This window comes from Shewanella sp. M-Br, from assembly GCF_036245925.1.
GTDB lineage: Bacteria > Pseudomonadota > Gammaproteobacteria > Enterobacterales > Shewanellaceae > Shewanella > Shewanella oncorhynchi.
On sequence record NZ_BJBV01000001.1, the window covers coordinates 444462 to 470239 of the forward strand.

The window sequence follows — 25778 nt, forward strand, 5'->3', positions numbered from 1 at the left end:
CCAACGAATGCAACCAAAGATGGCGATTATTACGCCTGTGTCCTCAGTAAGCGGTTCATTGTTGCCAGAGTCAACCGACTGATAAAGTGCTAAGTTTAACTAAAAATGCCCGATTAACGTCCCGGAAACTTCATTCCTGGCGGCATCATGCCGCGCATTCCGCGCATCATTTTTTGCATGCCGCCCTTAGCAGACATTTTTTTCATCATCTTTTGCATTTGAGTAAACTGTTTCAATAAACGGTTTACATCTTGAATTTGCGTGCCAGAACCAGCTGCGATGCGACGTTTGCGTGAGCCCTTGATTAAATCAGGGTTCTTACGCTCCTTGGAAGTCATCGAATTAATGATGGCTTCCATTTGGCCTGTCATCTTGCCGTCTTGGATTTGCGCTAAGGCTTCAGGGGGCAATTGACCGACACCGGGCAGTTTTTCCAGCATATTCATCATGCCGCCCATGTTTTTCATTTGCTGTAACTGCTCACGGAAATCTTCTAAATCGAAACTGCCACCTTGCTTCACTTTCGAAGCCAGCTTCATGGCCTTTTCTTTATCGACGCCACGCTCAACTTCTTCGATAAGCGATAACACATCGCCCATGCCCAAAATGCGTGAGGCAATACGGTCTGGATGGAATGGCTCTAACGCGTCGGTCTTTTCACCTACACCAAGGAATTTAATCGGCTTGCCCGTAATGTGGCGAATCGATAACGCCGCACCACCGCGCGCATCACCATCGACTTTAGTTAAGATAACCCCAGTCAGTGGTAAAGCTTCATTAAAGGCCTTGGCGGTGTTTGCCGCATCTTGACCTGTCATAGCATCAACAACGAACAAGGTTTCGATAGGCTTAACCGCTGCGTGTAAGCCTTTGATCTCGTCCATCATGGCTTCGTCGACATGCAGACGACCCGCGGTATCGAGGATCACCACATCGATAAACTTTAATTTAGCGTGGGCAATCGCCGCTTTCGCAATGTCGATTGGCTTTTGGCTAACGTCCGATGGGAAAAACTCCACCGCCACTTCTTGCGCTAACGTCTCAAGCTGTTTAATCGCCGCGGGGCGATAAACGTCAGCACTAACGACTAATACCGATTTTTTATGGCGTTCGCGTAAAAATTTACCCAGTTTGGCCACACTGGTGGTTTTACCCGCACCTTGCAGACCTGCCATCATAATCACAGCTGGCGGCTGAGTGGCTAAATCTAGGGCTTCATTCGCCTCGCCCATGGATTTTTCAAGTTCACTTTGAACTATCTTAATAAAGGCTTGACCTGGGCTTAAGCTTTTAGAGACTTCTTGTCCAACGGCACGTTCTTTTACGTTATTAACAAATTCGCGCACCACAGGCAGGGCAACATCGGCCTCCAGCAGTGCCATACGCACTTCGCGCAGGGTTTCCTTAACGTTTTCTTCAGTTAAGCGACCACGGCCACTGATATTTTTCAGTGTGCGTGACAGTCTGTCGGTTAGGTTCTCAAACATCGTCCTGTTCTATACCTTTAAGAATCTCGATTGATGGGCTGTATTATAACGATGCATGCGCATTATGCTACTGCTGCACCCATCTTGATTGTGGTTAAGTGTTTTACTTGCGCTGAGTCATGTTTTATTGTCATCGACACACTATTTAACCCTAACAATAAGAATCTGCTAAATTTTGCAACTCATGTCACTGCCCATTTGCCGACTGCTCATGTTATTCTAGGGAAAATATTGATCTGTATGCCCCGTTTTTAAGGCACCTTTAACTACACAAATAGGTTAATTACCCATGGTCATCTTTTCTGCCTCAGCCATGTTTTTTTATTGCATTGCATTGGTACTAGTGACGAGTAGATTGTTTCACCCAGACGGTCCGAATCGCCGTGCTGTCGCAGGTTTTGCCGCTATTGCGGTTATTTTACATGCCGCAGCATTATCACAAGTGATTTTCACCACAGATGGCCAAAACTTTAGCCTGACGAATGTGATTTCCTTAGTGAACTGGATTATCGCTTTTACTTTTACGATATTGATGTTCAGGCTGAAAGTCATCGTCGTCGTGCCCGTGGTTTACGCCTGCTCAGTACTTTCGGTTGCCCTACTCTGGTTATTGCCGCCTAAATTCATCACGCATTTTGAGCTTTATCCTGAAGTATTAGCCCACGTCGTATTGTCACTCATGGCCTACAGCGCCCTGATGATTGCCGCCCTATATGCAATACAACTGGCGATGATCCAAAATAAACTGAAGAAAAAACAATTTATGCTGAGCCCTGGCATTCCGCCGCTGATGACAGTTGAAAAACAACTGTATCACCTAGTGATTATCGGCGTTATCTTGCTCAGTTTGTCGCTCGCGACTGGTTTTATCTTCCTTGAAGATATGTTCGCCGATGGTAAAGGTCATAAGGCAATTCTGTCGATAATGGCTTGGTTTGTATACATTACTATGCTGTGGCAACAGTATTGGGTCGGTTGTAAAATTCGTACCGCAGTCATTTATACTCTGACTGGCGCATCCTTACTTTCGCTCGCATATTTTGGCGCGCGCATTGTCAAAGAGTTAATCCTCAACTAAACATTTAAGTCGGCTGGGGCAGTTATTGCTGCGGCCGACTTGACACTTTTTTTAAATGTCGGTATTTACTTAAGTTTACTGGCCACATTGGAGCCTTTTTTGGACGCTATATCGACAAGCGCACTCCTGATCGTTTTACTAGTGCTTATCCTATTCTCTGCCTATTTTTCAGGCTCAGAAACCGCAATGATGACTCTCAACCGTTACCGTCTACGCCACTTAGCCAACAATGGCCATAAAGGGGCGATTAGAGCTTTGAAGTTACTTGAGCGTCCTGACCGTTTGATTGGATTGATCTTAATTGGCAATAACTTAGTCAATATTTCCGCATCTGCTATTGCGACTATCATTGGGATGCGTCTTTGGGGCGACTTAGGGGTCGCTGTTGCAACTGGCGTGCTTACATTAGTCGTGCTCGTTTTTGCTGAAGTCACGCCAAAAACTATCGCCGCGCTAAATCCTGAGCGTATTGCTTTTCCCTCTAGCATACTGCTACTTATACTTTCCTCGACCTTTGCCTATGTTGTCTCAAGCGTTAATTTAATAACCACAGGTATCTTACGTTTGATGGGGATAAAAACAGTTAATAGTAGCGATGCACTAAGCCAAGAAGAGTTGCGCACAGTGGTACATGAGGCTGGGGCACTCATCCCCCGACGCCACCAAGAAATGCTGTTATCTATCTTGGATTTAGAGAAAGTCACCGTTGAAGATATTATGGTGCCACGCTCAGATATCTACGGAATTAACGTCAATGACGAATTTAAGGTTATCAATCGTCAAGTGATCCAAAGTCCACATACCCGAGTGTTAGTGTATCGCGACACCATAGACGATGCAGTGGGCTTTATTCATCTACGCGATGCCCTGCGCCTCCAATCTAAAGAGCAATTTAGCAAGTCATCTTTGCTACGTGCAGTGAAAGAACTCTACTTTGTGCCAGAAGGTACGCCACTCAATGTGCAACTAGCTAACTTCCAACAAAATAAAGAGCGCATCGGCTTAGTCGTTGATGAATATGGTGATATTCAAGGTCTAGTAACACTCGAAGATATTCTCGAAGAAATTGTCGGTGACTTTACCACTTCTATGTTGACCACCCCGAGTGAAGACATTAAGGTCCAGCAAGATGGCAGCTACTTAGTCGATGCGGGCATTACGATCCGCGATTTGAATAAAGAAATGAAGTGGAACTTTCCCACCGATGGCCCTAAAACCCTCAATGGTCTGATTCTGGAGTATCTGGAGGAAATTCCTTCTGCGAATACCAGTTTACGTTTAGCAGGTTATCCATTAGAGATAATTGATGTGTCAGAGAATATGATTAATACAGTGAAAATTATCCCGCTGTATTATCATCCCCCCAGAGTTTAACCCTCAATTTTGAGCATAAAAATTGGCCGAACCACGCGAGTTAAGATGTGGTCCGGCCGACGATTTCCTCCAAGCGATGATGCTCCCCCAAGCTATAAATCTATCTACTCTAATTCACTATCTAGCCAAGCTATGCAGACTTTTTCGCCTCAAGTATACGACGCTTCTCAAGCGCCATTGGCGTTATCTGGGCATTCAGCGCCTTTTCTAAGCCCAACATAAAATACACTTCCGCCATTAAGAAAAATGGCCCAATTAATAGCTGATTTAAGTCATCCACAAAGGCTGGCTTGGCTTTTTCATATTGATGGCCGATTAGCTGGAACACCCAGCCCACCACAAATACCCCTAGGGCAAGCCAAGTGGCACTGGCGATATGCGCCGCCCACTCAGTCGTGAGCAGCACAGGTACCATAAATAAGATGAGCCCCATTGAAAGCCTTAAGTGTAAACGGACATAATAGGCCAACACGAATATACCGACTATCACTGCTAAACTTGTCTCCCCCATACTCCCCAGCGGAATACGCACTGTGGCCAGCAACAGGAAAGCAGACCAAATAATCAGTGGGATGCCAATAAAATGGGTCTGAATATTACGCTGATTTAAATGCACACTTTTGTAGGTCGATAACTGCTCTGCGGCGGATTTCATGTTGGGTTCCTCTTCATTTGCCCCTGCTTTACCTGCGCCAAATTGAGCGACGCGCAAGCCATAAACTAACGTAAAACAATTAAACTGAACAGTAAAAGTAAATAAATTGTTGCATTCACTGATTTTGCATTTATTTAGATACCCATCCAGAAATGAAAAAAGGAACCCTAAGGTTCCTTTTTTACCACCAACAGACGCAAACTCGGGTTTATTGAGACTCTATGATTACCGTCGCAATCGCATAGGATTTTTCATCGGCAATAGAGATATGCCCAACCGTCGCTTTAAGCTGCTGTAAGCGCGTCAGCGCACCCTCGGTAAAGTGAATCGTCGGTGCACCATCCTCATTGTTGCCAATGTGAATATGCTGAAACGACACACCGCGGCCAATACCCGTACCGAGGGCTTTGGCTGCGGCTTCTTTTGCCGCAAAACGCTTGGCAAGATAACGACTTGGCTGACTATGGGCAGTATAAATGGCTAACTCAGACTCGGTCAGCACACGTTTCGCCAGCTTGTCACCTGCGCGTGCCACATGGACCTGAATACGCTCAATCTCGACGATATCTGTGCCTAGGCCGACAATCGCCATTATTCGCCTCGACGACCTTCAAGCATTAACACTTTCATGTCTTTCACTGCTGTCGCTAAACCGTCAATGGCGGCACGTGCGACAATCGCATGACCGATATTGAGTTCATATAACTCAGGAATCGCCGCAATCGGTTTCACGTTGTGATAATGCAGACCATGACCTGCGTTAACCACTAAACCTTTGCCATGGGCGTATTTTGCCATTTCGCTAATACGCGCTAACTCAGTGGCTTCTTCTGCTTCCGTTTTAGCATCGGCATAACAGCCCGTATGAATTTCAATAAGCGGTGCGCCAGAGGCAACAGCGGCATCAATTTGAGTTTTATCGGCATCGATAAATAAGGAGACTTGAATACCCTCAGCAGCTAAACGACTAACTGCAGCAGTGATTTTATCTAATTGTCCCGCCACATCTAAGCCACCTTCAGTGGTGACTTCTTGACGTTTTTCTGGCACTAAACAGACATAGGTCGGCTTAATTTCACAGGCGATGTTAAGCATTTCTTCGGTCACAGCGCATTCAAAATTCATGCGGGTTTTCAAGGTTTTTGCCAACAAATATACATCGCGGTCTATGATGTGGCGTCTGTCTTCACGCAAATGAATAGTGATGCCATCGGCGCCAGCATGTTCAGCAACGGCAGCAGCATGCACAGGATCAGGATAACTGGTGCCACGGGCTTGGCGCAGAGTAGCAATATGGTCGATATTCACGCCCAATAAGATACGGCTCATCGGGAACTCCTTAATGTTTAACGCTGATATTGCGGCCTATTGTACTTAGGCTCACGCTAAAAAACAGGAGCTAGGGCGAATTATTCCCATCAATCTTAGTTGGTACGGCAGTGCTGACGAACAATTGTCGACTCAACAAAGGTTTAGTCCCGAGTAATGGCGTTAACAGGGAGCGCATCAACAACTTCGCGCTCAAAAAATGTGCTTCGGTGAGCTGGTTATCGTTAAGCGCCGTCAACATTGCCCCTTGGTAGGCGTTGCGAGCACGGGAGTTAAGCACAAATTGAAAACCTAACTCAGGCACGAGCTGGTAATAATCGTCAGGCACGAGTGGTTCACCTTGAGTATCGCGGCTAAGAGAAGGCATAAAACCTAATTCCCGCAGCAAGGCAAGCTCAATATAACGCAGTTGGGATTGGCAAAACTTCGCGGCAAGGCCGACTAAAGCTTGATGATAAATGAGGAACAACTCTTCGGCATTGTGCTGTACAGACAAAGTGCGAACCAATAACTCATTGATATACATGCCAGCAAACAAGCTTTGACCAGAAAGAGGCACAGCAGGCGCAGCGGCTTCGACTTGAGTTAAGGTTTTTAATTCAGACTTACCGCTAAATTCGAAGATCAGCGGTTGAAAGGGCTGGAGAATACTCTTGATAGAGCGCTTACCGCTGCCGGTTCGGGCAACCACATCAACCCGTCCAATGCCGTCAACTAACAGGTTAACTAAGACACTGGACTCTCGATATGGGCGATGATGTAAAACGTAACCACGTTTCATCGGTAAGCGCGCTCGCTGAAATTAATGCTTAATCGTCGCCGTAACCTAAGCTACGCAAGGCGCGTTCATCATCGGCCCAACCGGATTTCACTTTCACCCACACTTCGAGGAAAACTTTATTATCAAACAAGGTCTCCATGTCTAAGCGAGCTTGAGTTGCGATAGTACGAATACGTTCGCCCTTGCTACCAATCACCATACGTTTTTGACCTTCACGCTCAACAAGGATCAAGGCATTGATTTGATAAACACCATTTTCCATCATCTTGAACTGTTCAATCTCAACTGTCGCATCATAGGGTAATTCATCACCTAAGAAGCGCATCAGTTTTTCACGCACAATTTCCGACGCCATAAAACGTTGCGAACGATCGGTAACATAGTCTTCAGGGAAGAAGAAAGGTCCTTCAGGAATCGACGCCGCCGCTAGCTCTAAAATGCGCTTAACGTTGGTACCTTTACTGGCTGAAATCGGCAAAATTTCATCGAAAGGATATTTTTTGGCGACTTCTTCCAAATACGGGAACAGCGATTCTTTGTCTTTGATATTGTCGACTTTATTGATCGCCAGAATTGTCTGACGCTCTTCACCGCCACGGCGTAATTTACTCAACACCATCTCATCATCGGCGGTCCACGTCATGCCATCGACCACAAAAATCACCATAGCCACATCGGCAAGCGAACTGGCTGCTGCGCGGTTCATCAGGCGGTTAATCGCCCGCTGCTCTTCTATGTGTAAACCAGGTGTATCGATGAACACGATTTGCTTCGGACCATCGGTATGAATACCCATGATACGGTGGCGCGTTGTTTGTGGCTTTTTAGAAGTAATACTCACCTTCTGACCAAGCAAACGGTTGATTAACGTTGATTTACCGACGTTAGGGCGACCAATGATCGCCACCATGCCGCAATAAGTGACATCGTATTGGGCCGACGGCGTTGGCGCGGCCGCATTCATCCTTGCCAGTAATTCATCTAAACTCGGCTCAGTTGCCGCTTTTGCAGCATCGATACCTGACAAGTCTGTTTTTTTGGTCATTTCTTTAGTAACTCCAATACTTGAGCGGCCGCGATTTGCTCGGCTTTACGGCGTGAACTCGCCACACCAATGACGCTTTGACTCAAGTCTTCAATACGACATTCAACGGTAAATGTCTGATCGTGGGCATCGCCTTCTATGTTGATTACTTGGTAATCAGGCAGCGGCTTTTTAAACCCTTGTAAATGTTCTTGCAGTAATGTCTTAGCGTCTTTCTGACTGATCCCAGGTTGGATTTCGGCCAAACGCTCGGCATACCATTTCAACAGTAATGCACGGCAAACTTCGAGATCGGAATCAAGGTAAACGGCGCCAATAATGGCTTCAACCGCATCGGCAAGAATCGACTCGCGTCTAAATCCGCCACTTTTCAACTCGCCAGGACCGAGATATAAATAATCGCCGAGCTTAAACTCTTGGGCGATGATAGTTAAGGTATCACCGCGAACTAAGGTGGCACGCATCCGGCTTAAATCGCCTTCGGTTGCCTTCGGAAACTGATGATATAAAGCATCAGAAATCACAATAGATAAAATTGAATCACCTAAAAACTCTAAGCGTTCATTGTGTTTATTTGCCGCACTTCTGTGGGTCAGCGCTTGAGTCAAAAGCTCAATATTCTTGAACTCATAACCTAAAGTACGACACAAACGTGGCAAATTTTTAATCGGTTCCATGCTATTTAATTCCACCTACACGCTCAAAACGTACACCGCTTGGCACCCAAGTTGGGAGGAAGTCGGCTTTTGAACGGTCAAATTCAAAACTAATCCAAATCGCTACCGCTTTACCAACAAGGTTCTCTTCTGGCACAAAGCCCCAGAAACGACTGTCGGTACTGTTATCGCGGTTATCGCCCATGGCAAAGTAATGGCCTTCTGGCACTAAAAACTCACCCGCGGGTAAATTACCTTCGCGCTTAAAATATCCCAGCATGTCGGGACGACTTGGGTTGATCAAAATATCGTGGGCGACCTCGCCCAGTTGCTCCGTGTAACGCAGTAATGGCACGCCATCTTGGCTGTAATCACCACGACTGATCTCTGTGCGAGCGATAACTTGTGGTTCTGGGCAAGCTGTTTGCTCAACGCCACAGGCCTTCTGGATCATCAACTGCTTGTTACGGTAAATAATTCTATCACCCGGTAAACCGACAACACGCTTAATGTAGTCAATTTGCGGATTTTCAGGATATTTAAATACCACCACATCACCGCGTTTGGGCTCGCCAGTTTCAACCAGTTTAGTGCGCCATACGGGATCTTTAAGCCCATAACTAAATTTTTCCACCAGAATGAAGTCGCCCACTAAGAGGGTTGGCATCATAGAACCCGATGGGATTTGAAATGGTTCATAAATGAATGAACGTAGGATCAACACAAAGGCAATCACAGGGAAGATAGAATGCGCGGTTTCGACTATGGTCGACTCACGAATGATTTGGTACTCAGCTTCTTCAGTTAAATTCGCTTGTGATGCCTTTGCTAACGCTAAACTCTCACGACGCTTTGGGGCGAAAACGAGCACATCGACTAACCAAATAAGTCCTGAGATCAGGGTGATTAGCACTAGAATAATGGAAAAATACGCTGCCATTGCTTATTGAACTCCTGCCTTAAAAATAATTAAAGGTGCCTAACTCAGCGAATATTATACTTTAGTTAACTTACCGTATTCGACCTTGGTAAACCAAAGTGATAAACCAATGCGATAACCTAACTAAAGCGCCGCAAACAGCGGCGCAATAGTCAACTAAATTGTCACTTCTTATACTAACGATTACTCGTTTAGCTTAAGTACCGCTAAGAATGCTTCTTGTGGCACCTCAACGTTACCTACTTGCTTCATCCGTTTCTTACCCTCTTTTTGTTTATTTAAGAGTTTTTTCTTACGAGAAACGTCGCCGCCATAACACTTAGCCGTTACGTCTTTACGCAGGGCTTTCACGGTTGAACGTGCAATAATTTGACTGCCCACCGCCGCTTGAATCGCAATATCAAACATCTGACGTGGAATAAGTTCTTTCATCTTATCCACTAAGGCTAAACCACGGTGACGAATGTTTGATCTATGGATAACCATAGCCAAGGCGTCGACTCGGTCGCCGTTGATGAGAATATCTAAACGCACCATGTCTGCAGGATCGAAACGAATAAAGTTATATTCGAGGGATGCATAGCCACGGCTAGTGGACTTCAAACGGTCGAAGAAATCCATGACCACTTCCGCCATTGGCAGATGGTAAGTTACAGCCACTTGGTTACCGTGGTAAACCATGTTCACTTGGGTGCCACGTTTTTCAATACACAGGGTAATCACGTTACCTAAGTATTCTTTTGGCACTAAAATGTTGGCCTCAACAATCGGCTCACGCATTTCTTCAATGTTGTTAATCGCAGGCAGATCAGACGGGTTATCAACGTAAATCGTTTCACCGCTGGTCATGACAACTTCGTACACTACGGTTGGCGCAGTGGTGATCAACTCTAGGTTGTATTCACGCTCTAAACGCTCTTGTACGATTTCCATGTGGAGCAGGCCTAAATAGCCAATGCGGAAACCAAAACCGAGTGCCGATGAACTTTCAGGTTCAAAGAATAATGACGCATCGTTCAGGCTGAGTTTGTTCAACGCATCACGGAAGTTTTCATATTCGTCGGTCGAAATTGGGAATACGCCAGCGTATACCTGTGGCTTCACTTTCTTAAAACCAGGTAACGGCTTTTCAGCACCATTTTTGGCTAAAGTTAACGTATCGCCCACGGGCGCGCCGTGAATTTCCTTCAGACCCGCAATCACAAAGCCGACTTCACCGGTTTTAAGTTCGGTTTTGTCAGTTTGTTTTGGCGTGAAAATACCCACGCGATCCGCAGTGTGGTTTTGCCCTGTAGACATGACCTTAAACTTGTCACCTTTTTTCAGGCTACCGTGTTTAATTCGCACTAACGACACTACGCCTAAGTAATTATCAAACCAAGAATCGATGATCAAGGCTTGCAATGGTGCGTCAGGATCGCCTTCTGGCGGTGGAATTTTGGCAACAATGACTTCTAAAACCTCATCGACACCGACACCGGTTTTAGCCGAACAACGCACAGCATCCATCGCATCAATACCGACGATATCTTCAATCTCGGCAGCAACACGTTCTGGATCGGCTTGTGGTAAGTCAATCTTGTTTAAAATGGGTACCACATCTAGATTCATATCCAGCGCGGTATAACAGTTTGCCAGTGTCTGAGCTTCAACGCCCTGACCCGCATCAACCACCAGCAAAGCACCTTCACAGGCAGCTAATGAGCGCGAGACCTCGTAGGAGAAGTCAACGTGACCAGGGGTATCAATAAAGTTGAGTTGATAGACAAGGCCATCTTTGGCTTTATAATCCAAAGTGACACTTTGTGCCTTAATCGTAATACCACGCTCACGTTCTAGATCCATAGAATCTAAAACTTGAGAATCCATTTCACGGTCGGTTAAACCGCCACAAACCTGAATAAGACGATCTGATAGCGTCGATTTACCATGGTCGATATGGGCAATAATTGAGAAGTTTCTAATTTGTTTCATTATGCTGCAATGACTAATACTGAAAATGGATACGGTTCAAAGGAGCGAAATTGTACCTGATTGCGGTTTCAATACCAATCACATTCACTCCTACTTAAGACAGGCCGATAAAACAACGCCCAAAACCGCAGTTAGCTGCTATTTGATAAAAAATAACACATTGAAATTATTGGGCTAATTCGTTTAAATTGATGCTCCTACCTAAATAGGCCAAAATCACAGGCTGAGCATCAACTTCTAAACGTTTAGCCTGTTGCTTACCAAAAGACCACGCAATCAAGGCACAAACGGCAGCAAAGCCCATGGCACCTAGGTTAGGATTAAACTCAAGCAACTGGCCTAAAAATTGTCCTAACGCTGCGCCGACAAACAGGCCAAACAGCGGCATTAAATAGATTAATGCCGCGGCTTTGAGGATCACGCTCTCGGGAAGGCCTAATTTGAGTAATTCACCAGCCTCACAGCGGCGGTCACTCTGAATAGAAAATTGCTGGGTTTTCGAGGAAAAAGCCTGAGCGACAGCAGAGGTCCCGCAAGACTCACTGTTACTGCAGCTCTTGCAAGTACTCTTAAGTTCCACTTCAACCGTCAACCAGCCTTGACTATCACTGGAGACGACTCTGGCAATTTCTTCCATCATAATCGGCGTCCTATTCTAGCGTCAGACTTTTAGCAATGCGCGTTAGGGTTTCTGTCGGCACTTTACCCACAGCAACCACTTCGGCATTACCGACTTTTTCTGAGACTAACGACAAGCCATTACGGGTAATTAATTCTTCAGGCAATGGACTCGTGCCCGCACGCGCCACATAAACAGAAATATTTGCTAGTCCATCGGTCAGTGCTATGTATTCCACCGCTTCGTGACTGCCAATTAATCTATGGTGGTCGCGCACTACCACAGTAAAACCTGCGGGTAACCAAGCAAATTGCCAGTTTTGACCGTCTTGGCGCTCGGCTTGATCGATAACTGCCGGCCACTCTTGCTTATAAGCCTCTTGCAAAATGGCTGGCGGCTCGCTGAATTCAATGAGTTCAATCACCATGATCTGCTCAAGTAATTGCTTATCTTGAGTCAGCATGTCGTATCTCAGCGGCAGATAGGTTTCCATATCAAGCCAAATTTGAAAGCCATAACGGAATTCATCATTGGGCAACAGACGGATCATCTGCCCTGGACGCCCAGCGATACGGGTACGGCCACCGAGTACAAACTGATAACCCACTTCTAAGTCCGCCATATTGGCAGAGAAAGCAGCGGGCCAGACACCTTGAATATGATTAGAAATGATACTATACGCAGGCTCATCGTGCTCAATAAAGGTGACACGATTACCGACACGCACTGCATTTTTAGGTGGACCGTTAAGGTATTCTAGAAAGGCAACTTCTTGATTATTCACCTTACCATGCAGGTAAACCAAAGGCCGAATATGATCGGCCTGAAGTTGAATAATCGATGCTTTAAACTCTTTCTCTCGTAAAGCCTGACTCATTTTCTCGAGCCAAGCTTTGGCAGGCATGTCCTCCTGCGCGGTTGCAGGAAAGACCAAGGCTAATAAAGCCAACAGGATTAGACGCAAGCTAACTCCTCGTTATTGATTGACCGGAACGGGTACGACCTCGGTATTGTCCTCTACAACCGCACCAGTATTCAATCGTTGTTGCAACATATGATCTTGGATATAAGTATTAATTCGGCGACGTTGCTCATTCACCTGATCATTGGTATAGCCTTGATTCTGTTGTACAGGACCGGTTTGTAGGCTCACAGGTGATGCGCTACCAATAAGCGGCCTTGTAATTAACACGGGCGATGGTGACGCGGCATCATCGGCGGTTTGATTGTAATTCTGCACACCCACAATCGCAAACATAGCAACCGTCGCAGCAATGGCATATTGACCAAATTGCTTAAATAAAGGTATGACGCGGCTTTGCTCCGAATTGGCGGCAATTTGTAGCGTTACAGGTGCAGCAACGTTAGACGCATGATGCTTAGGCGCAACTATCGCTGGCTCAAGTTCAATGGCGGCAGCAATGCTAGCAGAGAGATCTAACACAATAGTCTGCGGCAATTCGCCACGCATGGCATCGCCTATCATATGATAGTTATGCCATTTATCATGTGAATGTGTATCAGCAGATAACTCTGCCATGGTCTGTTCATCAGTCTCTCCATCGACTGCGGCAGATACCCATTCTTGACCTAATTTATCCATTTTTCACCTGTCTAAATATAAGGGTTTCTTAAAATAAGAATTTAGGCTTCCAGCAAAGGCTGGAGCTTTTTATCGATTGCTTCTCGTGCCCGGAAGATACGTGATCTTACGGTCCCGACAGGACAATCCATGACTATGGCAATATCTTCGTAACTCATACCATCGAGTTCACGCAATGAGATGGCCATTCGTAATTCTTCAGGCAAGGTCTCTAATGTATCGAAAATCACTTTTTTAATTTCATCCGATAACATTAGCCGTTCTGGGGAGGCAAACTCCTTCAGCGCGTCACTGCCTTCGTAATATTCGGCATCTTCTGCATCAACATCATTCGCAGGCGTTCTACGCCCCTGTGATACGAGATAATTCTTCGCAGTGTTTACTGCGATGCGGTACAACCAAGTATAAAATGCACTTTCACCGCGAAAGTTTGGCAAAGCTCTGTAAGCTTTGATAAACGCTTCCTGTGCCACATCAGCAACGTCCGCTTGGTTCCGTACATAACGGGATATCAAGCTAATGACTTTACTTTGATATTTAAGCACTAACAGGTTAAAAGCGTTTTTATCACCTTGTTGTACGCGCTCAACTAATTGTTGATCACTTAATTGTCCACTCATCCGAGCCGACTTCTCCTAAATCTAAAATGCTGATTTCTCAGTCGCTCGAATCATATTCACTTATGTAGACTCGCGGGCTTTGAAAAAGTTCTAAAAATTATACAAAAAAAGTAAGGTAAAAAGGAAAGTACCCATAATCGGTGAGTTGGTTTACCATAGTTGGCACTCTTCAGTCACATCATGATACCCGATGAAACAAGTAGTTGAACACCAATCTGACATATTAGTCATAGGTAGCGGTGCCGCAGGTCTGACACTAGCTTTGCATCTTGCTGAAAAAGCAAAAGTAATTCTGCTTTCAAAAGGCCCACTCTCGGAAGGGTCGACTTACTACGCCCAAGGCGGTATCGCCTCCGTCTTCGACGAAAGTGACACTATCGAATCCCATGTTGCAGACACCTTAATCGCAGGGGCGGGTTTATGTGACAAAGACGTTGTCACTTTCACGGCTGAAAATGCCAAGAGTGCGATGCAATGGCTTATCGAATGTGGCGTCGCCTTCGATAAAGAAGAAACCACCGACGGGAACGCAAAAGATGCACCTTACCATTTAACCCGTGAAGGCGGCCATAGCCACAGACGTATTCTGCACGCTGCCGATGCCACAGGCAAAGAAGTGCAAACCACACTGCAAGAACGCGCACTCGCCCACCCCAATATTCAAGTTTTAGAACGCTATAACGCCATCGACCTCATCACCACCCGTAAATTAAATCGCCCAGGTAATCGTGTGTTAGGCGCTTATGTCTGGAATCGCAATGAAGAACACGTCGAAACCGTTAAGGCTAAGTTTGTCGCATTAGCGACTGGTGGTAGCTCTAAGGTTTATCAATATACCTCAAACCCTGATGTCGCCAGCGGCGATGGTATTGCCATGGCATGGCGTGCAGGTTGCCGAGTGGCGAATATGGAGTTCAACCAATTCCATCCGACGTGTTTGTACCACGCAGATGCGCGCAACTTCTTACTCACCGAAGCCCTGCGTGGTGAAGGGGCTTATCTGCGTCGTCCTGATGGCAGCCGCTTTATGCCGGACTTTGATGAACGCGCTGAACTCGCTCCCCGTGACATCGTTGCCCGCGCCATCGACTATGAGATGAAACGTCTCGGTGCCGATTGCGTCTATCTAGATATCAGCCATAAAGATGCTGACTTTGTGATGAAGCATTTTCCGACCATCTATAGCCGTTGCTTAGAGCTGGGAATCGATATCACTAAAGATGCTATCCCTGTCGTGCCTGCTGCTCACTATACCTGCGGTGGTGTGATGACAGATATTCACGGTCAGACGGATCTCAATGGTCTCTATGCTATTGGTGAAGTTGCCTATACGGGCTTACATGGCGCCAATCGTCTGGCGAGTAACTCACTACTCGAATGTTTAGTGTTTGCCCGTGCGGCGTCACAGGACATAGAAAGCCAACTGCATAAAATTCAAATCCCGGGACAAATACCCGCATGGGATGAAAGTAAAGTGTCGAACTCGGATGAGGAAGTGGTCATCGCCCATAACTGGCACGAACTGCGGTTATTCATGTGGGACTACGTTGGAATTGTACGCTCTGATAAACGTCTGGAGCGAGCACTGCGCCGATGCCTGATGTTACAGCAAGAAATTCAGGAATATTACAGTAACTTCAGGGTTAGCAATAACTTGCTCGAATTACGTAACTTAGTGCAAGTGGCCGAATTAATTATTCGCTGTGCCATGGAGCGTAAAGAAAGCCGTGGGCTGCATTTTAATATCGATCATCCAGAGAAATTAGACGCGCCTCGCCCGACTATTTTACTACCAGAAAAGTAACCGCATACGCATAGGTGACTTCATCATAAACAGACTAAATCTCAGAATGAGGTTTAGTCTGTTGCATTTTAGCCCGCAGCAACAGCCGACATAAATGTCGATAGTCAGTATCGTCTAACATATCAGCCCAAACCAGCAAGAGCCGTAGCTGAGTATCCACTTCGATATAAATCAAGCAAACAAAGGGCGTGACCCAAGTGCGTTTTAGTACCTGAAAGTGCTCCCCCGTTGACAAACGTCCCTCGCCTTTATCACTCAGCACAAAATCTAAACGCCAATGCTGCAGTCGCCACAACTGCGACAGCAAAAAAATACTGACAAGTACGATAAACAAATATTTAAGCAGAGATAAGGCGATAATGTCGCTTTGGGGCCAAAGCAGAAATGAGCTAGAACAGACACAAATAAAAACGACCAACGAGAGTCGTTGGTCGAAAGAAGCTTTTACGCTGAAACTATGGTGCCGGTCTTCCACGGACTTTTACTATCATACGAGCCAGTTCAGTATCAGGGCACACTTCATGGCCCATAAACCAAGCAAACAATTCTGGATCTTCACATTCCAACAAACGGATAAACACGGTTTTATCTTCATCGGACATTTCTTGATAGAAGTTTTCAACAAAAGGTTGAAGCAAGACGTCTAATTCCAGCATCCCACGGCGACATGCCCAGCGAACCCTTGCGATGTTCATTAATTCCAAGGTATTTCTCCCAACACAGATTTGGCATTAGTCTATCAGTTCACTGACTAAAGTGTCGATTAACCCTTCATATTGACTTACAAAATTAGCATTGTTGTACTTGCGTATCGAGCCCCTCAAAGAGATCGCTAAAATCTGTATCCAATAATCGCTTTACCGCAGGATGTTGGATCATACGTTCGGCAAACATCACATGGTATTCCTCTTTCACATCGGTAGTTTCACCGAGCAAATTCATACCATGGGAAATCACTTCTTGGCGATAAATCGACGGTGTGACAAAAATACCTCGTTTAAGGTAACCAAAGGCCTTCATCATGGCCGCATCATCGAACTCGCCCAAAATACTGACTTTAAGGTTTTGCTCGTCAAACCAGCGATATAGCTGTTGTCCAAGTGAGGTTCTGCGGCCGGGGATTAATAGCTGGCCTTGCTCTAAACAAGCAGGAAAATCAGCGCTATAAGTCTCAGCGGAGAAAAAACTCACGCCACACTCGCCCAATTTTTTAGATAAAATTTCAGGGTATTTCAGTGACTCACCGGCACAATCCGAAAGGATCATATCCAGTTTATGCTCACGTAAACGCGCCATTAGGCTCTCGTGAGTCGCCTCATAGCAGGCTAAGTGCATAGAATTGTCATTAGGCACTACAGATAATAAAACTCGGCTGACTAAAGCTTTAGATAAGGCATCGGCAATACCCACCTCGAATAACATGGCATCCGCTTTTTGATAGTTAAGTAAATCGAGCATTTCATAGCTAAGGCTAAACATCTTATCGGCGTAGCGAAACACCAATTCACCTAACTCTGTCGCCTCCAATGTCCGCCCGACTCGCTTGAACAGACTGCCGTTTAACCTATCTTCTAAGGCACGAATTTGCCCCGTTATCGTTTGCGGCGTCAAACATAGGGCTTCGGCCGCCTTCGCGACTGAGCCCTTTTTCTTAATCATCCAAAAATAATACAAGTGGTTATAATTCAAGTGCAGCATGCTAACCCGCTGTTAATGCTCCCTCAAACGCCAAAGCGCTGAGGGGTTACTGTGTTATTTTAAACTCGATTAGTTTAAAATCAGATGATTAAAAACCTGATGATTACCAGTCAAGTTACTTTAAACGCTGGCAGTCGAGTAAGTTAGTAACTATGCCTTGTAACTGCTCCAAATCGGCAGCATTCCCCAGACTTACCGCTTCAGTGACTCCTGAAACTAAAACGTTACGTTCAGGAATACGTTCGGCGCAATAGGTTCGATTCGCTTCTTGGAAACGTTTACCACCGCGATACTTAAGTGCCCTCGATTCATAACCATTAGTTTCTAATCTCGCCCCTAAGGAATCAGATTTAAACATCAAAGCACCATCCACTATCCCTTCAAGATAGCTTTGGCAAGTCTGCGAGTTTGCATCCTGATTACAGGCCGAAATTTGCGATGCCGTCGCGGTTGTCGATAAACATAAGAGCGTTGCTATTCCCATTAATTTCAACTTTATCATAGTTATACTCCTTTATTAGGTAACACTTTTGATAACCAGAAATACCCGACTAACGCTGCCATAATCGAACCGATTAAGGTTCCTAGGCGTGCTAAGTCACCGTACATAGGGTCTGCATGTTCAAAGGCTAACGACGCAATAAACATAGACATAGTAAAACCAATGCCGCACATGGCCGCGACGGGGGCAATCTGCTTCCAACCCACGCCATCGGGCAATTGCGCTAATTTTAGTTTCACCGCAATAAAGCTAAATAACATTACACCGATTGGCTTACCTAACATCAGGCCCAATGCAATACCAACAGGAACAGGAGAAATTAACGTATCCAAATTCATATTGCCGACATAAACGCCCGCATTGGCAAAAGCAAACACTGGCAAAATGAGGAAAGTACTCCAAGGATGCAAACTATGCTCTAAGCCTTCTGAGGGTGAACTGCCATCCTTTGCCCGCAATGGAATACAAAAAGCAATGATGACGCCAGCCAGAGTCGCATGCACTCCAGACTTAAGTACGGCAACCCAAAGAATTAACCCTAAGATGCCATAGGGTAAAAGTGAAGTAACCCCTTTGCGGTTTAACCCAACCAAGCCCGCAATCGCTAAACTGGCAACCACTAAACTGATGGTTGATAGGTCAGTACTGTAAAATAGCGCGATAATCACTATGACGCCTAAATCATCGATGATAGCTAAAGCAAGTAAGAAGACTTTCAGTGAAACAGGAACGCGGCTTCCGAGCAGCGCCATAATACCTAAGGCAAAGGCAATATCGGTCGCGGCAGGAATCGCCCAGCCCGCTTGTGTGACAGGATCACCGTAGTTAAACAGTAAGTACACACCAGCAGGGACTAACATGCCGCCAATGGCTGCAAAGGTAGGCAGGGAAGCTTGAGCGACACTCGATAAGGCGCCTTCAAGTAACTCACGTTTCACTTCTAAACCAATCAGCAAAAAGAATATGGCCATCAAGCCATCGTTTATCCACAGGATGAGTGGCTTGTGTATATTGAGCTCGCCAATTTTGACTTGAACGTCAGTGCCTAAAAAGCCTTGATAAAGTCCAGATAAGGGGGAATTGGCCATCAGCATGGCTAAGGCAACAGCAACCAATAACAGGATACCGCCAGCCGACTCTTGGCTTAGAAAATTTCTAATTGCTTTTTCCATCTTGCACTCCTAAAAATCATAATGAATTGAGTGTAGACGAATTGTAATAACAAATATAATCGTAAGTTTCTCCCTAACACCTCGGTTATCCCGAAGTGTTAGGTTAAAAAACATACATCACACAGCAACAGGGGCTTTGATATGAGGGTGTGGAGCGTAGTTTGTTAATTCAAAATCATCGAATTGATAGTCAAAAATCGACTCAGGTCTGCGTACAATAGTCATGGTCGGCAACGGTTTTGGATCACGACTTAACTGCAGTGCCGTCTGTTCCATATGATTAGAATATAAATGGGTATCGCCACCCGTCCACACAAAATCACCTAAGGCCAAGTCACATTGCTGGGCGACCATCATAGTTAACAAAGCATAACTGGCAATATTAAATGGCAAACCAAGAAACACATCACAACTACGCTGATACAGCTGACAAGATAATTTACCATCGGCTACATAGAACTGAAAAAACGCGTGGCACGGTGCCAAAGCCATTTTATCCAGTTCGCCCACGTTCCACGCAGAAACGATAAGACGGCGAGAATCTGGCTGAGATTTTATCTGGGCGATAACTTGCGAAATCTGATCGATAGCATCACCACTCTGGGTTGGCCAGCTGCGCCACTGGGCACCATAAACTGGGCCCAAATCGCCATTATCATCGGCCCATTCGTCCCAAATGCTGACCTTGTTTTCGCGTAAATAGGCAACGTTAGTTTCACCCTTCAGAAACCACAGCAATTCATGGATGATAGAGCGCATATGGCATTTTTTGGTGCTCACCAAAGGAAAACCTTTGCTCAAATTGAAGCGCATTTGATAGCCAAATACCGAGCGAGTCCCAGTACCTGTGCGATCCGATTTATCCACGCCTTCGGCTAATATGTGCTTCATTAAGTCTAAATACTGTTTCATTGCTGCTTACCTTGCTTACGAAAAATCAAATACAAACCGATTAACACCATAGGCACAGAGAGTATCTGCCCCATAGTCATAAATCCCCAGTAGAGCCCCAACTGTGTGTCGGGTTGCCTCACAGTTTCAACCATAATACGGAACATACCGTAACCGACTAAGAACATACCAGAGACGGCACCGACTTTATCGGTACGTTTGCTAAACCAGTAAAGTAATAGGAATAATGCTACGCCTTCAAGGGCGAACTGATACAACTGGGATGGATGACGTGGGTCAGGCCCACCAGTTGGAAACACCATAGCCCAAGGCACATCAGTGGTTCGTCCCCAAAGCTCGCCGTTGATAAAGTTACCAATACGACCAGCGCCTAAACCAATAGGCACAACAGGTGCCACCATATCGGCGACAGCAAAAAAAGTACGTTTTTGTTTCCACGCGATATAGAGCATCGCCGTAATCACGCCCATCAAACCGCCGTGGAAGGACATGCCACCTTCAGAGATTTTAAATAAATAGAGGGGACTGGCGAGGAAATAATCGAAATGATAAAAAAGCACGTAACCGATACGGCCACCTAAAATCACCCCAAGAAAACCATAAAAGAGTAAATCTGAAACTTGCTCCCGCGTCCATATCCCCTTTGAACGGTCGGCTTGGCGGTTCAACAACCACATGGCCGCAACAAATCCGACTAAATAGGTAAAACCATACCAACGCAGTGCCGGTTCAAAGGTTTGTCCAAAAAGATTAAACGGTCCAAATGAAACGATCACGGGATCGATATTGGGGAAACTCAACGCCATAACACATCCATTAGCAGCCTCAAACTGAGATAAACATAAAAACTAGGTCAGAATTAACTTAAGGCCGACACATAGAAGTAACAGTGCAAATATCTTTTTAAGTACAGGTGTTGGCCAAGTGCTCGCCGCTTTTACCCCCACAGGCGCCATCAAGACAGAAGTGATCACTAAACCAAACAATGCAGGTAAATAGATATAGCCTAAGGTACCATAGGGCAACTCAGGGGCATTCATTCCTGCAATAATATAGCCGAAACTGCCAGAAAGAGAGATTAAGAAGCCCATCGCCGCAGAAAAGCCCACGGCTTGACGCATCTGTAAACCATAAAAAGTCAAAAATGGCACTATCAGTATACCGCCACCTATCCCGGTCAAACCTGCCAAAACCGCAACAAAAGCCGATACAACAAAAAGCACTACTGAATTAGGTAATTGACGATTTGATTCGGCCTTAACGGGATAAGCCATTTGAATTGTCATTAAAATCACAAAGATGGCAAAACCTTGTTGTAACTTATCAGCGGGAATACGCTCAGCAATAAAACCTGAAGCCAGCGCGCCTATAATCAGGCCCGGTAACATTGATTTGAATAAATCCCAAGGCACATTGCCACGCTTATGGTGGGCACGTGCCGACGAAATAGAGGTGAGAATAATGGCTGCTAGCGAAGTGGCAATTGCAATATGGGGGAGCTGAGTAGAGCTAATACCGACCGATGGCAAAATATAAAGCAGTGCCGGCACTACAATCAAGCCGCCACCGATACCTAATAATCCTGCCATAAAGCCGACAAATGCGCCTAAAGCCAAGCAAATAAAGAACACCAACAACAAACTATCCACACGAGTACCTACAGCGTGATAAATTGAGGGCCTTAGCTTAAAGCAAAACACAGCATTAGTTAATTAAGAATTGTTGCGAGACCCTGCTGGGTCAAATATTCTTTAACCAGCTCACGCACTTGGAAGCCGTTTGATAGGCTCAGCGCTTTAGCAAGTAATTGATCTAAATCAGCCCGCGCAACACGACGCAATAGATAATTGATCCGCGCTAAACTGCCCTGATTCATACTCAACTGATCGTATCCCATAGCCACCAGCAAAATGGCCCCCATAGGTTCGCCCGCTAACTCTCCACAGATACTAATATCGAGTTTATGGTATCGACAATCTAGGTGCGCCTGATGCAAAGCCCGCAATATTCCAGGATGATAACTGTCAAATAACGAGCTCACCCGCGGGTTATTACGGTCAACAGCCAGCAAATATTGGGTTAAATCATTACTACCAACAGAGACAAAATCCACTCGTTTTGCCACATCATCCAACTGATATAGCATGGCGGGCACTTCAAGCATAATGCCTATTCGTGGCATCACTATGTCGCTGTTAACATCGTTTTTTAATTCGACATAGGCTTGTTGCAAATATTCTAAGGATTGATCGATTTCATCTAAGTTGCTGACCATAGGCAGCAAAATACTTAACTGTTTACCGTCTCCCCCAGCCTGTAGCATGGCCCGTAACTGCACCAAAAAAAGCTCAGGATGATCCAGAGACAAGCGAATACCGCGCCATCCAAGGAAAGGATTGTCTTCTTTAATCGGGAAATACGGTAAAGGTTTATCGCCTCCCACATCTAAAGTACGCATCACCACAGGTCGACCGGACGCGGCCGATAAGACCTGTTGATAGACTTTGACTTGCTCAGATTCACTCGGGAAGCGCTGTTGCAACATAAAAGGAATTTCAGTGCGATAAAGCCCAATACCGTCGGCGCCCTCTGCAATTTCAGAGGCCACACCACTGAGTAATCCCGCATTGAGATACAAGCGAATACGTGAACCATCTAAGGTTACAGAAGGCAGCGCTAATTCTTGGGCATACTGGCGTTGCAAGGCTTTTTGTGCCGAAATCAGGCTACGATACTCACCGACAATCGCAGGTGATGGCGACACCAATAACTGACCACGGCTTGCGTTTACGACTAAAAGTTTTTGGTCAATATTGGCGGATAACAGTTGCTCGACACCTGTAATAGCAGGCACACCTAAGGCACGGGCTAAAATGGCGGCATGGGAGTTTACGCCACCAAGCTCAGTGACAATACCCGCAAGCTTTTGCCTTGGGAACTCAGCCAACATAGTCGCATCGGCTTCACGGGTAATGAGGATTACAGGTTTATCGGGCTCAAGCTCTAGACGTTCTGGCTCAATAAGTTGGCGCAATACTTTTTGACCTAAGTCGCGAATATCGCTAGCCCGCTCCTTAAGGTAAGGGTCTTCCATTGCTAAAAACTGTTGAATATAACGTAGAGACACTCGGCTCACCGCCGACTCAGCAACCCAGCCTAATTGCACTTCACGGGTATATTCGCCGCCTAAACTAGCATCATCGAGCAGTAACTGTAATGCATTGAAAATGGAGACAACTTCGTCATCTTGCTCGCGATCAAACCGTTGAGATAAGGCACCTATCGCTTCTTTACAACGCACCATAGCCGTGGTTAAGCGACTCGATTCATAGGCAATATCGTCAGAACGCACCTCAGGCTGTTCAAGGGGAATTTCCCCACCAAGTACGAAGGCATACGCAATGGCGATACCGTTTGACGCTGAAGTACCTTGAAACAGAATTTGTTGATGATGGGAGCTGACTTGAGCTTTTTGTTTTAACCCACGCACCGCCATCGCTAACTGTGCAGCGAGGGTCATCAGAAAGGCTTCTTCGCCCTCACTGAATTGGCGAGCACTCGCCTGCTGTACCACTATCACCCCAACCACAGCCTTCTGGTAGATAATAGGTACAGCTAAAAAAGCGCGGTATTCTTCTTCGGCGACTTCAGGAAAAAGCTTAAACCTTGGATGAAGCCGAGCATCGGCTAAATTAACGGCCTCTTCTCGCTGAGCAGCAAGTCCAACTAAACCTTCAGTCAGCGGCATACGTACTCGACCAACGGCGCTTTTTTCAAGACCATCGGTTGCAGATAACACGAGTTCTTGCTCTTCTAGGATATAGATGGAGCAACATTGGGTTTCCATCGCCGCTTTAGTCGATGAAACTAAGATTTCTAATGCGGTTTCCAAACTGTGGGCAGATGCCACAGCCTGAGTAATATCCCTAAGCGTATTTAACACTGTTTTCAATCCTCTTTTGAAAATCAGCCCGTTGTTTTTTGTCTTCCCCGTTTCCTAGGTATTTCTAGGGTTTGGAATGACAATGCCGTTACCGCAAACTCTTTCATCACCTTACGATAAACATCACGCTTAAATGACACAACTTGCCGCACAGGATACCAATAACTTACCCAGCGCCAATCGTCAAATTCAGGATGCCCAGAAGAACTCAAATTAATCGCACTATCTTGGCTTTTCAGTTGTAACAGAAACCACTTTTGTTTTTGCCCGATACACACAGGTTTACTGTCTTGCCTCACTAAACGCTTTGGCAAACGATAGCGCAACCAAGAACGGGTCGAGGTTAATATATGCACGTGTTCAGGTCTTAGGCCCACTTCTTCATACAACTCACGGTACATAGCCTCTTCTGCAGTCTCGCCATCATCGACGCCACCTTGAGGAAATTGCCATGAGTGTTGACCGAAACGTCTAGCCCACATGACTTGGCCATATCTGTTACAAATTATAATGCCCACATTTGCGCGAAAGCCGTCGCTATCAATCACATGGACTCCAAATCACATTAAATTTTAATAAACTGATTGTTTCATAAAGCTAGTCTCTCAGCAAACCTCTATTTTATCCTAAGCTTTGGATAACATCTGACTTAAAAGACATTTATCAACAATGCTAGGAGATGGAATCCGGGGATATCCACATTTTCTGTGGATATCTCTGTTTGAAACTCAGGTGAACTTGTTATAACGTTCAAAAAACATCTATTTACCATCGTTTTTTAAATTTAGCGTTAAAACTTAATAGCAAACAAATTCATAAGCTTGCACATTAATCATGATTTATTTTAGACTAAAAAACCAATAAAGCTCATTATTTGACCAGCAAGAAGTATTTCTATCATTCTCGCGATATTACTCAACTTTATACACAAATAGTGTCCACAACTGTCCACAAAAGCCAGAATAAATGCACTTTATTCGCATTGACTTAGGATTTTTATTAGGTTAAGAGGCTCACTTTACTGAGTTATCCATAATATCTGTGGATAAGTATGTGGGGAACGCAAGGGAAAGCAGAGAGTAACTTTGAACACTTTTTTGCAAAACGGGGGTTAACACGGATATAAAATTGAAAATCAGTCACTTAGAATAAAAACATTCGGTACAAGTTAACCCACCCTGTAGAGCTCGTTTTTTAACCACCATTGCTAAGCGGTTATTTTTAAGTAAAATCCAGCCATGAATCGAATTATCCCCCCCGAAAATCTATCTGAACTACTCGAACGTGCCAACATGATGGCGGGCGTGAGTTTGGCGCAGATAGCCAGCCAAAGAAGCATTCGTGTCCCCAAGGATCTTAAACGCGATAAAGGTTGGGTCGGTCAACTAATCGAAATGGAATTAGGCGCAACGGCGGGTTCTAAACCTGAGCAAGATTTTCTACATTTAGGAGTCGAGCTAAAAACTATCCCCATTGATACACAAGGGCGACCGCTGGAGACCACTTATGTCTGCGTGGCGCCGCTATCAAATATCCAAGGATTAACCTGGCAAAACAGCTTAGTCTGCCATAAGTTACAGCGAGTA

At 45.4% G+C, this 25778-nt stretch carries 27 protein-coding genes; 4 read left to right on the forward strand and 23 right to left on the reverse strand.

The features are described from left to right. Positions 1 to 113: 113 nt before the first annotated feature. Positions 114 to 1487, reverse strand: coding sequence for a signal recognition particle protein (gene ffh, locus AAA952_RS01795; protein ID WP_006080787.1), 1374 nt, complete (start codon positions 1485 to 1487; stop codon positions 114 to 116). A gap of 289 nt (positions 1488 to 1776) precedes the next feature. Here ffh and AAA952_RS01800 point away from each other — a divergent pair, with 289 nt between their 5' ends. Together AAA952_RS01800 and AAA952_RS01805 are read left to right on the forward strand one after the other, a co-directional pair. Beyond that, positions 1777 to 2565 (forward strand): cytochrome C assembly family protein, encoded by a 789-nt coding sequence (locus AAA952_RS01800; RefSeq protein ID WP_028760813.1) that lies wholly within the window; start codon positions 1777 to 1779, stop codon positions 2563 to 2565. 99 nt (positions 2566 to 2664) lie between these two features. Continuing rightward, a complete protein-coding gene (locus AAA952_RS01805; protein ID WP_338253867.1) occupies positions 2665 to 3939 on the forward strand; it encodes an HlyC/CorC family transporter in 1275 nt (424 codons plus the stop codon). A 130-nt stretch (positions 3940 to 4069) separates the two neighbouring features. Here AAA952_RS01805 and AAA952_RS01810 read toward each other — a convergent pair whose 3' ends face one another. From AAA952_RS01810 to rpoE, 12 genes are all read right to left on the reverse strand, one after another. Continuing rightward, positions 4070 to 4594: an Mpo1 family 2-hydroxy fatty acid dioxygenase gene (locus tag AAA952_RS01810; protein WP_338253869.1), complete on the reverse strand. Its 525-nt coding sequence runs from the start codon at positions 4592 to 4594 to the stop codon at positions 4070 to 4072. A 208-nt stretch (positions 4595 to 4802) separates the two neighbouring features. Further along, positions 4803 to 5186 (reverse strand): holo-ACP synthase, encoded by a 384-nt coding sequence (gene acpS, locus AAA952_RS01815; RefSeq protein WP_028760816.1) that lies wholly within the window; start codon positions 5184 to 5186, stop codon positions 4803 to 4805. Continuing rightward, the gene (gene pdxJ, locus AAA952_RS01820; protein ID WP_248084318.1) at positions 5186 to 5923 is read right to left on the reverse strand and encodes a pyridoxine 5'-phosphate synthase; all 738 of its coding nucleotides are present in this window, start codon (positions 5921 to 5923) and stop codon (positions 5186 to 5188) included. Before pdxJ ends, acpS begins: the two co-directional genes overlap by 1 nt. Before the next feature lie 70 nt (positions 5924 to 5993). Beyond that, positions 5994 to 6704, reverse strand: coding sequence for a DNA repair protein RecO (gene recO / locus AAA952_RS01825; protein WP_212599987.1), 711 nt, complete (start codon positions 6702 to 6704; stop codon positions 5994 to 5996). Positions 6705 to 6732: 28 nt separating this feature from the next. Continuing rightward, a complete protein-coding gene (era, locus tag AAA952_RS01830) occupies positions 6733 to 7749 on the reverse strand; it encodes a GTPase Era (RefSeq protein WP_028760819.1) in 1017 nt (338 codons plus the stop codon). Further along, a complete protein-coding gene (gene rnc / locus AAA952_RS01835) occupies positions 7746 to 8426 on the reverse strand; it encodes a ribonuclease III (RefSeq protein ID WP_012088603.1) in 681 nt (226 codons plus the stop codon). The genes era and rnc overlap by 4 nt, the downstream gene beginning before the upstream one ends. Before the next feature lies 1 nt (position 8427). After that, positions 8428 to 9345: a signal peptidase I gene (gene lepB / locus AAA952_RS01840; RefSeq protein WP_113940664.1), complete on the reverse strand. Its 918-nt coding sequence runs from the start codon at positions 9343 to 9345 to the stop codon at positions 8428 to 8430. A gap of 183 nt (positions 9346 to 9528) precedes the next feature. Next, on the reverse strand, positions 9529 to 11319 hold the full coding sequence (gene lepA / locus AAA952_RS01845; RefSeq protein ID WP_028760822.1) for a translation elongation factor 4: 1791 nt from the start codon (positions 11317 to 11319) through the stop codon (positions 9529 to 9531). A 166-nt stretch (positions 11320 to 11485) separates the two neighbouring features. Further along, positions 11486 to 11959, reverse strand: coding sequence for a SoxR reducing system RseC family protein (locus tag AAA952_RS01850; RefSeq protein ID WP_306682787.1), 474 nt, complete (start codon positions 11957 to 11959; stop codon positions 11486 to 11488). Between the two features lie 10 nt (positions 11960 to 11969). Then, a complete protein-coding gene (locus tag AAA952_RS01855) occupies positions 11970 to 12902 on the reverse strand; it encodes a MucB/RseB C-terminal domain-containing protein (RefSeq protein ID WP_306682788.1) in 933 nt (310 codons plus the stop codon). Between the two features lie 12 nt (positions 12903 to 12914). After that, positions 12915 to 13541: a sigma-E factor negative regulatory protein gene (locus tag AAA952_RS01860; protein ID WP_338253876.1), complete on the reverse strand. Its 627-nt coding sequence runs from the start codon at positions 13539 to 13541 to the stop codon at positions 12915 to 12917. Positions 13542 to 13582: 41 nt separating this feature from the next. Beyond that, a complete protein-coding gene (rpoE, locus tag AAA952_RS01865; RefSeq protein WP_028760826.1) occupies positions 13583 to 14161 on the reverse strand; it encodes an RNA polymerase sigma factor RpoE in 579 nt (192 codons plus the stop codon). Positions 14162 to 14351: 190 nt separating this feature from the next. Between rpoE and nadB the strand changes: the two genes are divergently transcribed. Next, positions 14352 to 15965, forward strand: coding sequence for an L-aspartate oxidase (nadB, locus tag AAA952_RS01870; protein WP_338253878.1), 1614 nt, complete (start codon positions 14352 to 14354; stop codon positions 15963 to 15965). A 34-nt stretch (positions 15966 to 15999) separates the two neighbouring features. On the opposite strand, the gene AAA952_RS01875 is transcribed toward nadB, so the two are convergent. From AAA952_RS01875 to rppH, 10 genes are all read right to left on the reverse strand, one after another. Further along, the gene (locus AAA952_RS01875; protein WP_263180808.1) at positions 16000 to 16440 is read right to left on the reverse strand and encodes a protein YgfX; all 441 of its coding nucleotides are present in this window, start codon (positions 16438 to 16440) and stop codon (positions 16000 to 16002) included. Continuing rightward, positions 16421 to 16669 carry an FAD assembly factor SdhE gene (locus AAA952_RS01880; RefSeq protein WP_028760829.1) on the reverse strand — a complete coding sequence of 83 codons (249 nt, stop codon included), beginning with the start codon at positions 16667 to 16669 and terminating at the stop codon, positions 16421 to 16423. The genes AAA952_RS01875 and AAA952_RS01880 overlap by 20 nt, the downstream gene beginning before the upstream one ends. 85 nt (positions 16670 to 16754) lie before the next feature. Then, entirely contained in the window at positions 16755 to 17663 is a 909-nt protein-coding gene (gene nhaR, locus AAA952_RS01885) for a transcriptional activator NhaR (protein ID WP_028760830.1), read from the reverse strand. A 115-nt stretch (positions 17664 to 17778) separates the two neighbouring features. Beyond that, positions 17779 to 18165: a hypothetical protein gene (locus AAA952_RS01890; protein WP_105249860.1), complete on the reverse strand. Its 387-nt coding sequence runs from the start codon at positions 18163 to 18165 to the stop codon at positions 17779 to 17781. A gap of 2 nt (positions 18166 to 18167) precedes the next feature. Continuing rightward, positions 18168 to 19337, reverse strand: a complete 1170-nt coding sequence (gene nhaA, locus AAA952_RS01895; protein WP_338253884.1) for a Na+/H+ antiporter NhaA — start codon at positions 19335 to 19337, stop codon at positions 18168 to 18170. A 117-nt stretch (positions 19338 to 19454) separates the two neighbouring features. Then, entirely contained in the window at positions 19455 to 20249 is a 795-nt protein-coding gene (gene thyA / locus AAA952_RS01900; protein WP_263205999.1) for a thymidylate synthase, read from the reverse strand. Continuing rightward, positions 20246 to 21055: a prolipoprotein diacylglyceryl transferase gene (gene lgt / locus AAA952_RS01905; RefSeq protein WP_263196434.1), complete on the reverse strand. Its 810-nt coding sequence runs from the start codon at positions 21053 to 21055 to the stop codon at positions 20246 to 20248. The genes thyA and lgt overlap by 4 nt, the downstream gene beginning before the upstream one ends. A gap of 42 nt (positions 21056 to 21097) precedes the next feature. Beyond that, positions 21098 to 21898, reverse strand: coding sequence for a sulfite exporter TauE/SafE family protein (locus AAA952_RS01910; RefSeq protein ID WP_028760835.1), 801 nt, complete (start codon positions 21896 to 21898; stop codon positions 21098 to 21100). A 59-nt stretch (positions 21899 to 21957) separates the two neighbouring features. Beyond that, complete coding sequence (gene ptsP / locus AAA952_RS01915; protein ID WP_131523040.1) at positions 21958 to 24192, reverse strand: phosphoenolpyruvate--protein phosphotransferase; 2235 nt, start codon at positions 24190 to 24192, stop codon at positions 21958 to 21960. A 23-nt stretch (positions 24193 to 24215) separates the two neighbouring features. Next, on the reverse strand, positions 24216 to 24740 hold the full coding sequence (gene rppH / locus AAA952_RS01920) for an RNA pyrophosphohydrolase (RefSeq protein ID WP_006080762.1): 525 nt from the start codon (positions 24738 to 24740) through the stop codon (positions 24216 to 24218). 690 nt (positions 24741 to 25430) lie between these two features. Here rppH and AAA952_RS01925 point away from each other — a divergent pair. Then, on the forward strand, positions 25431 to 25778 hold a 348-nt coding region (locus AAA952_RS01925; RefSeq protein WP_338253890.1), incomplete at its 3' end, for a MutH/Sau3AI family endonuclease.

Bases quoted from the DNA above. Each gene is read 5' to 3' on its own strand.
- ffh (WP_006080787.1), bottom strand. From the start codon at position 1,487: ATGTTTGAGAACCTAACCGACAGACTGTCACGCACACTGAAAAATATC.
- AAA952_RS01800 (WP_028760813.1), top strand. From the start codon at position 1,777: ATGGTCATCTTTTCTGCCTCAGCCATGTTTTTTTATTGCATTGCATTG.
- AAA952_RS01810 (WP_338253869.1), bottom strand. From the start codon at position 4,594: ATGAAATCCGCCGCAGAGCAGTTATCGACCTACAAAAGTGTGCATTTA.
- acpS (WP_028760816.1), bottom strand. From the start codon at position 5,186: ATGGCGATTGTCGGCCTAGGCACAGATATCGTCGAGATTGAGCGTATT.
- pdxJ (WP_248084318.1), bottom strand. From the start codon at position 5,923: ATGAGCCGTATCTTATTGGGCGTGAATATCGACCATATTGCTACTCTG.
- recO (WP_212599987.1), bottom strand. From the start codon at position 6,704: ATGAAACGTGGTTACGTTTTACATCATCGCCCATATCGAGAGTCCAGT.
- era (WP_028760819.1), bottom strand. From the start codon at position 7,749: ATGACCAAAAAAACAGACTTGTCAGGTATCGATGCTGCAAAAGCGGCA.
- rnc (WP_012088603.1), bottom strand. From the start codon at position 8,426: ATGGAACCGATTAAAAATTTGCCACGTTTGTGTCGTACTTTAGGTTAT.
- lepB (WP_113940664.1), bottom strand. From the start codon at position 9,345: ATGGCAGCGTATTTTTCCATTATTCTAGTGCTAATCACCCTGATCTCA.
- lepA (WP_028760822.1), bottom strand. From the start codon at position 11,319: ATGAAACAAATTAGAAACTTCTCAATTATTGCCCATATCGACCATGGT.
- AAA952_RS01850 (WP_306682787.1), bottom strand. From the start codon at position 11,959: ATGATGGAAGAAATTGCCAGAGTCGTCTCCAGTGATAGTCAAGGCTGG.
- AAA952_RS01860 (WP_338253876.1), bottom strand. From the start codon at position 13,541: ATGGATAAATTAGGTCAAGAATGGGTATCTGCCGCAGTCGATGGAGAG.
- rpoE (WP_028760826.1), bottom strand. From the start codon at position 14,161: ATGAGTGGACAATTAAGTGATCAACAATTAGTTGAGCGCGTACAACAA.
- nadB (WP_338253878.1), top strand. From the start codon at position 14,352: ATGAAACAAGTAGTTGAACACCAATCTGACATATTAGTCATAGGTAGC.
- nhaR (WP_028760830.1), bottom strand. From the start codon at position 17,663: ATGCTGCACTTGAATTATAACCACTTGTATTATTTTTGGATGATTAAG.
- AAA952_RS01890 (WP_105249860.1), bottom strand. From the start codon at position 18,165: ATGATAAAGTTGAAATTAATGGGAATAGCAACGCTCTTATGTTTATCG.
- nhaA (WP_338253884.1), bottom strand. From the start codon at position 19,337: ATGGAAAAAGCAATTAGAAATTTTCTAAGCCAAGAGTCGGCTGGCGGT.
- thyA (WP_263205999.1), bottom strand. From the start codon at position 20,249: ATGAAACAGTATTTAGACTTAATGAAGCACATATTAGCCGAAGGCGTG.
- lgt (WP_263196434.1), bottom strand. From the start codon at position 21,055: ATGGCGTTGAGTTTCCCCAATATCGATCCCGTGATCGTTTCATTTGGA.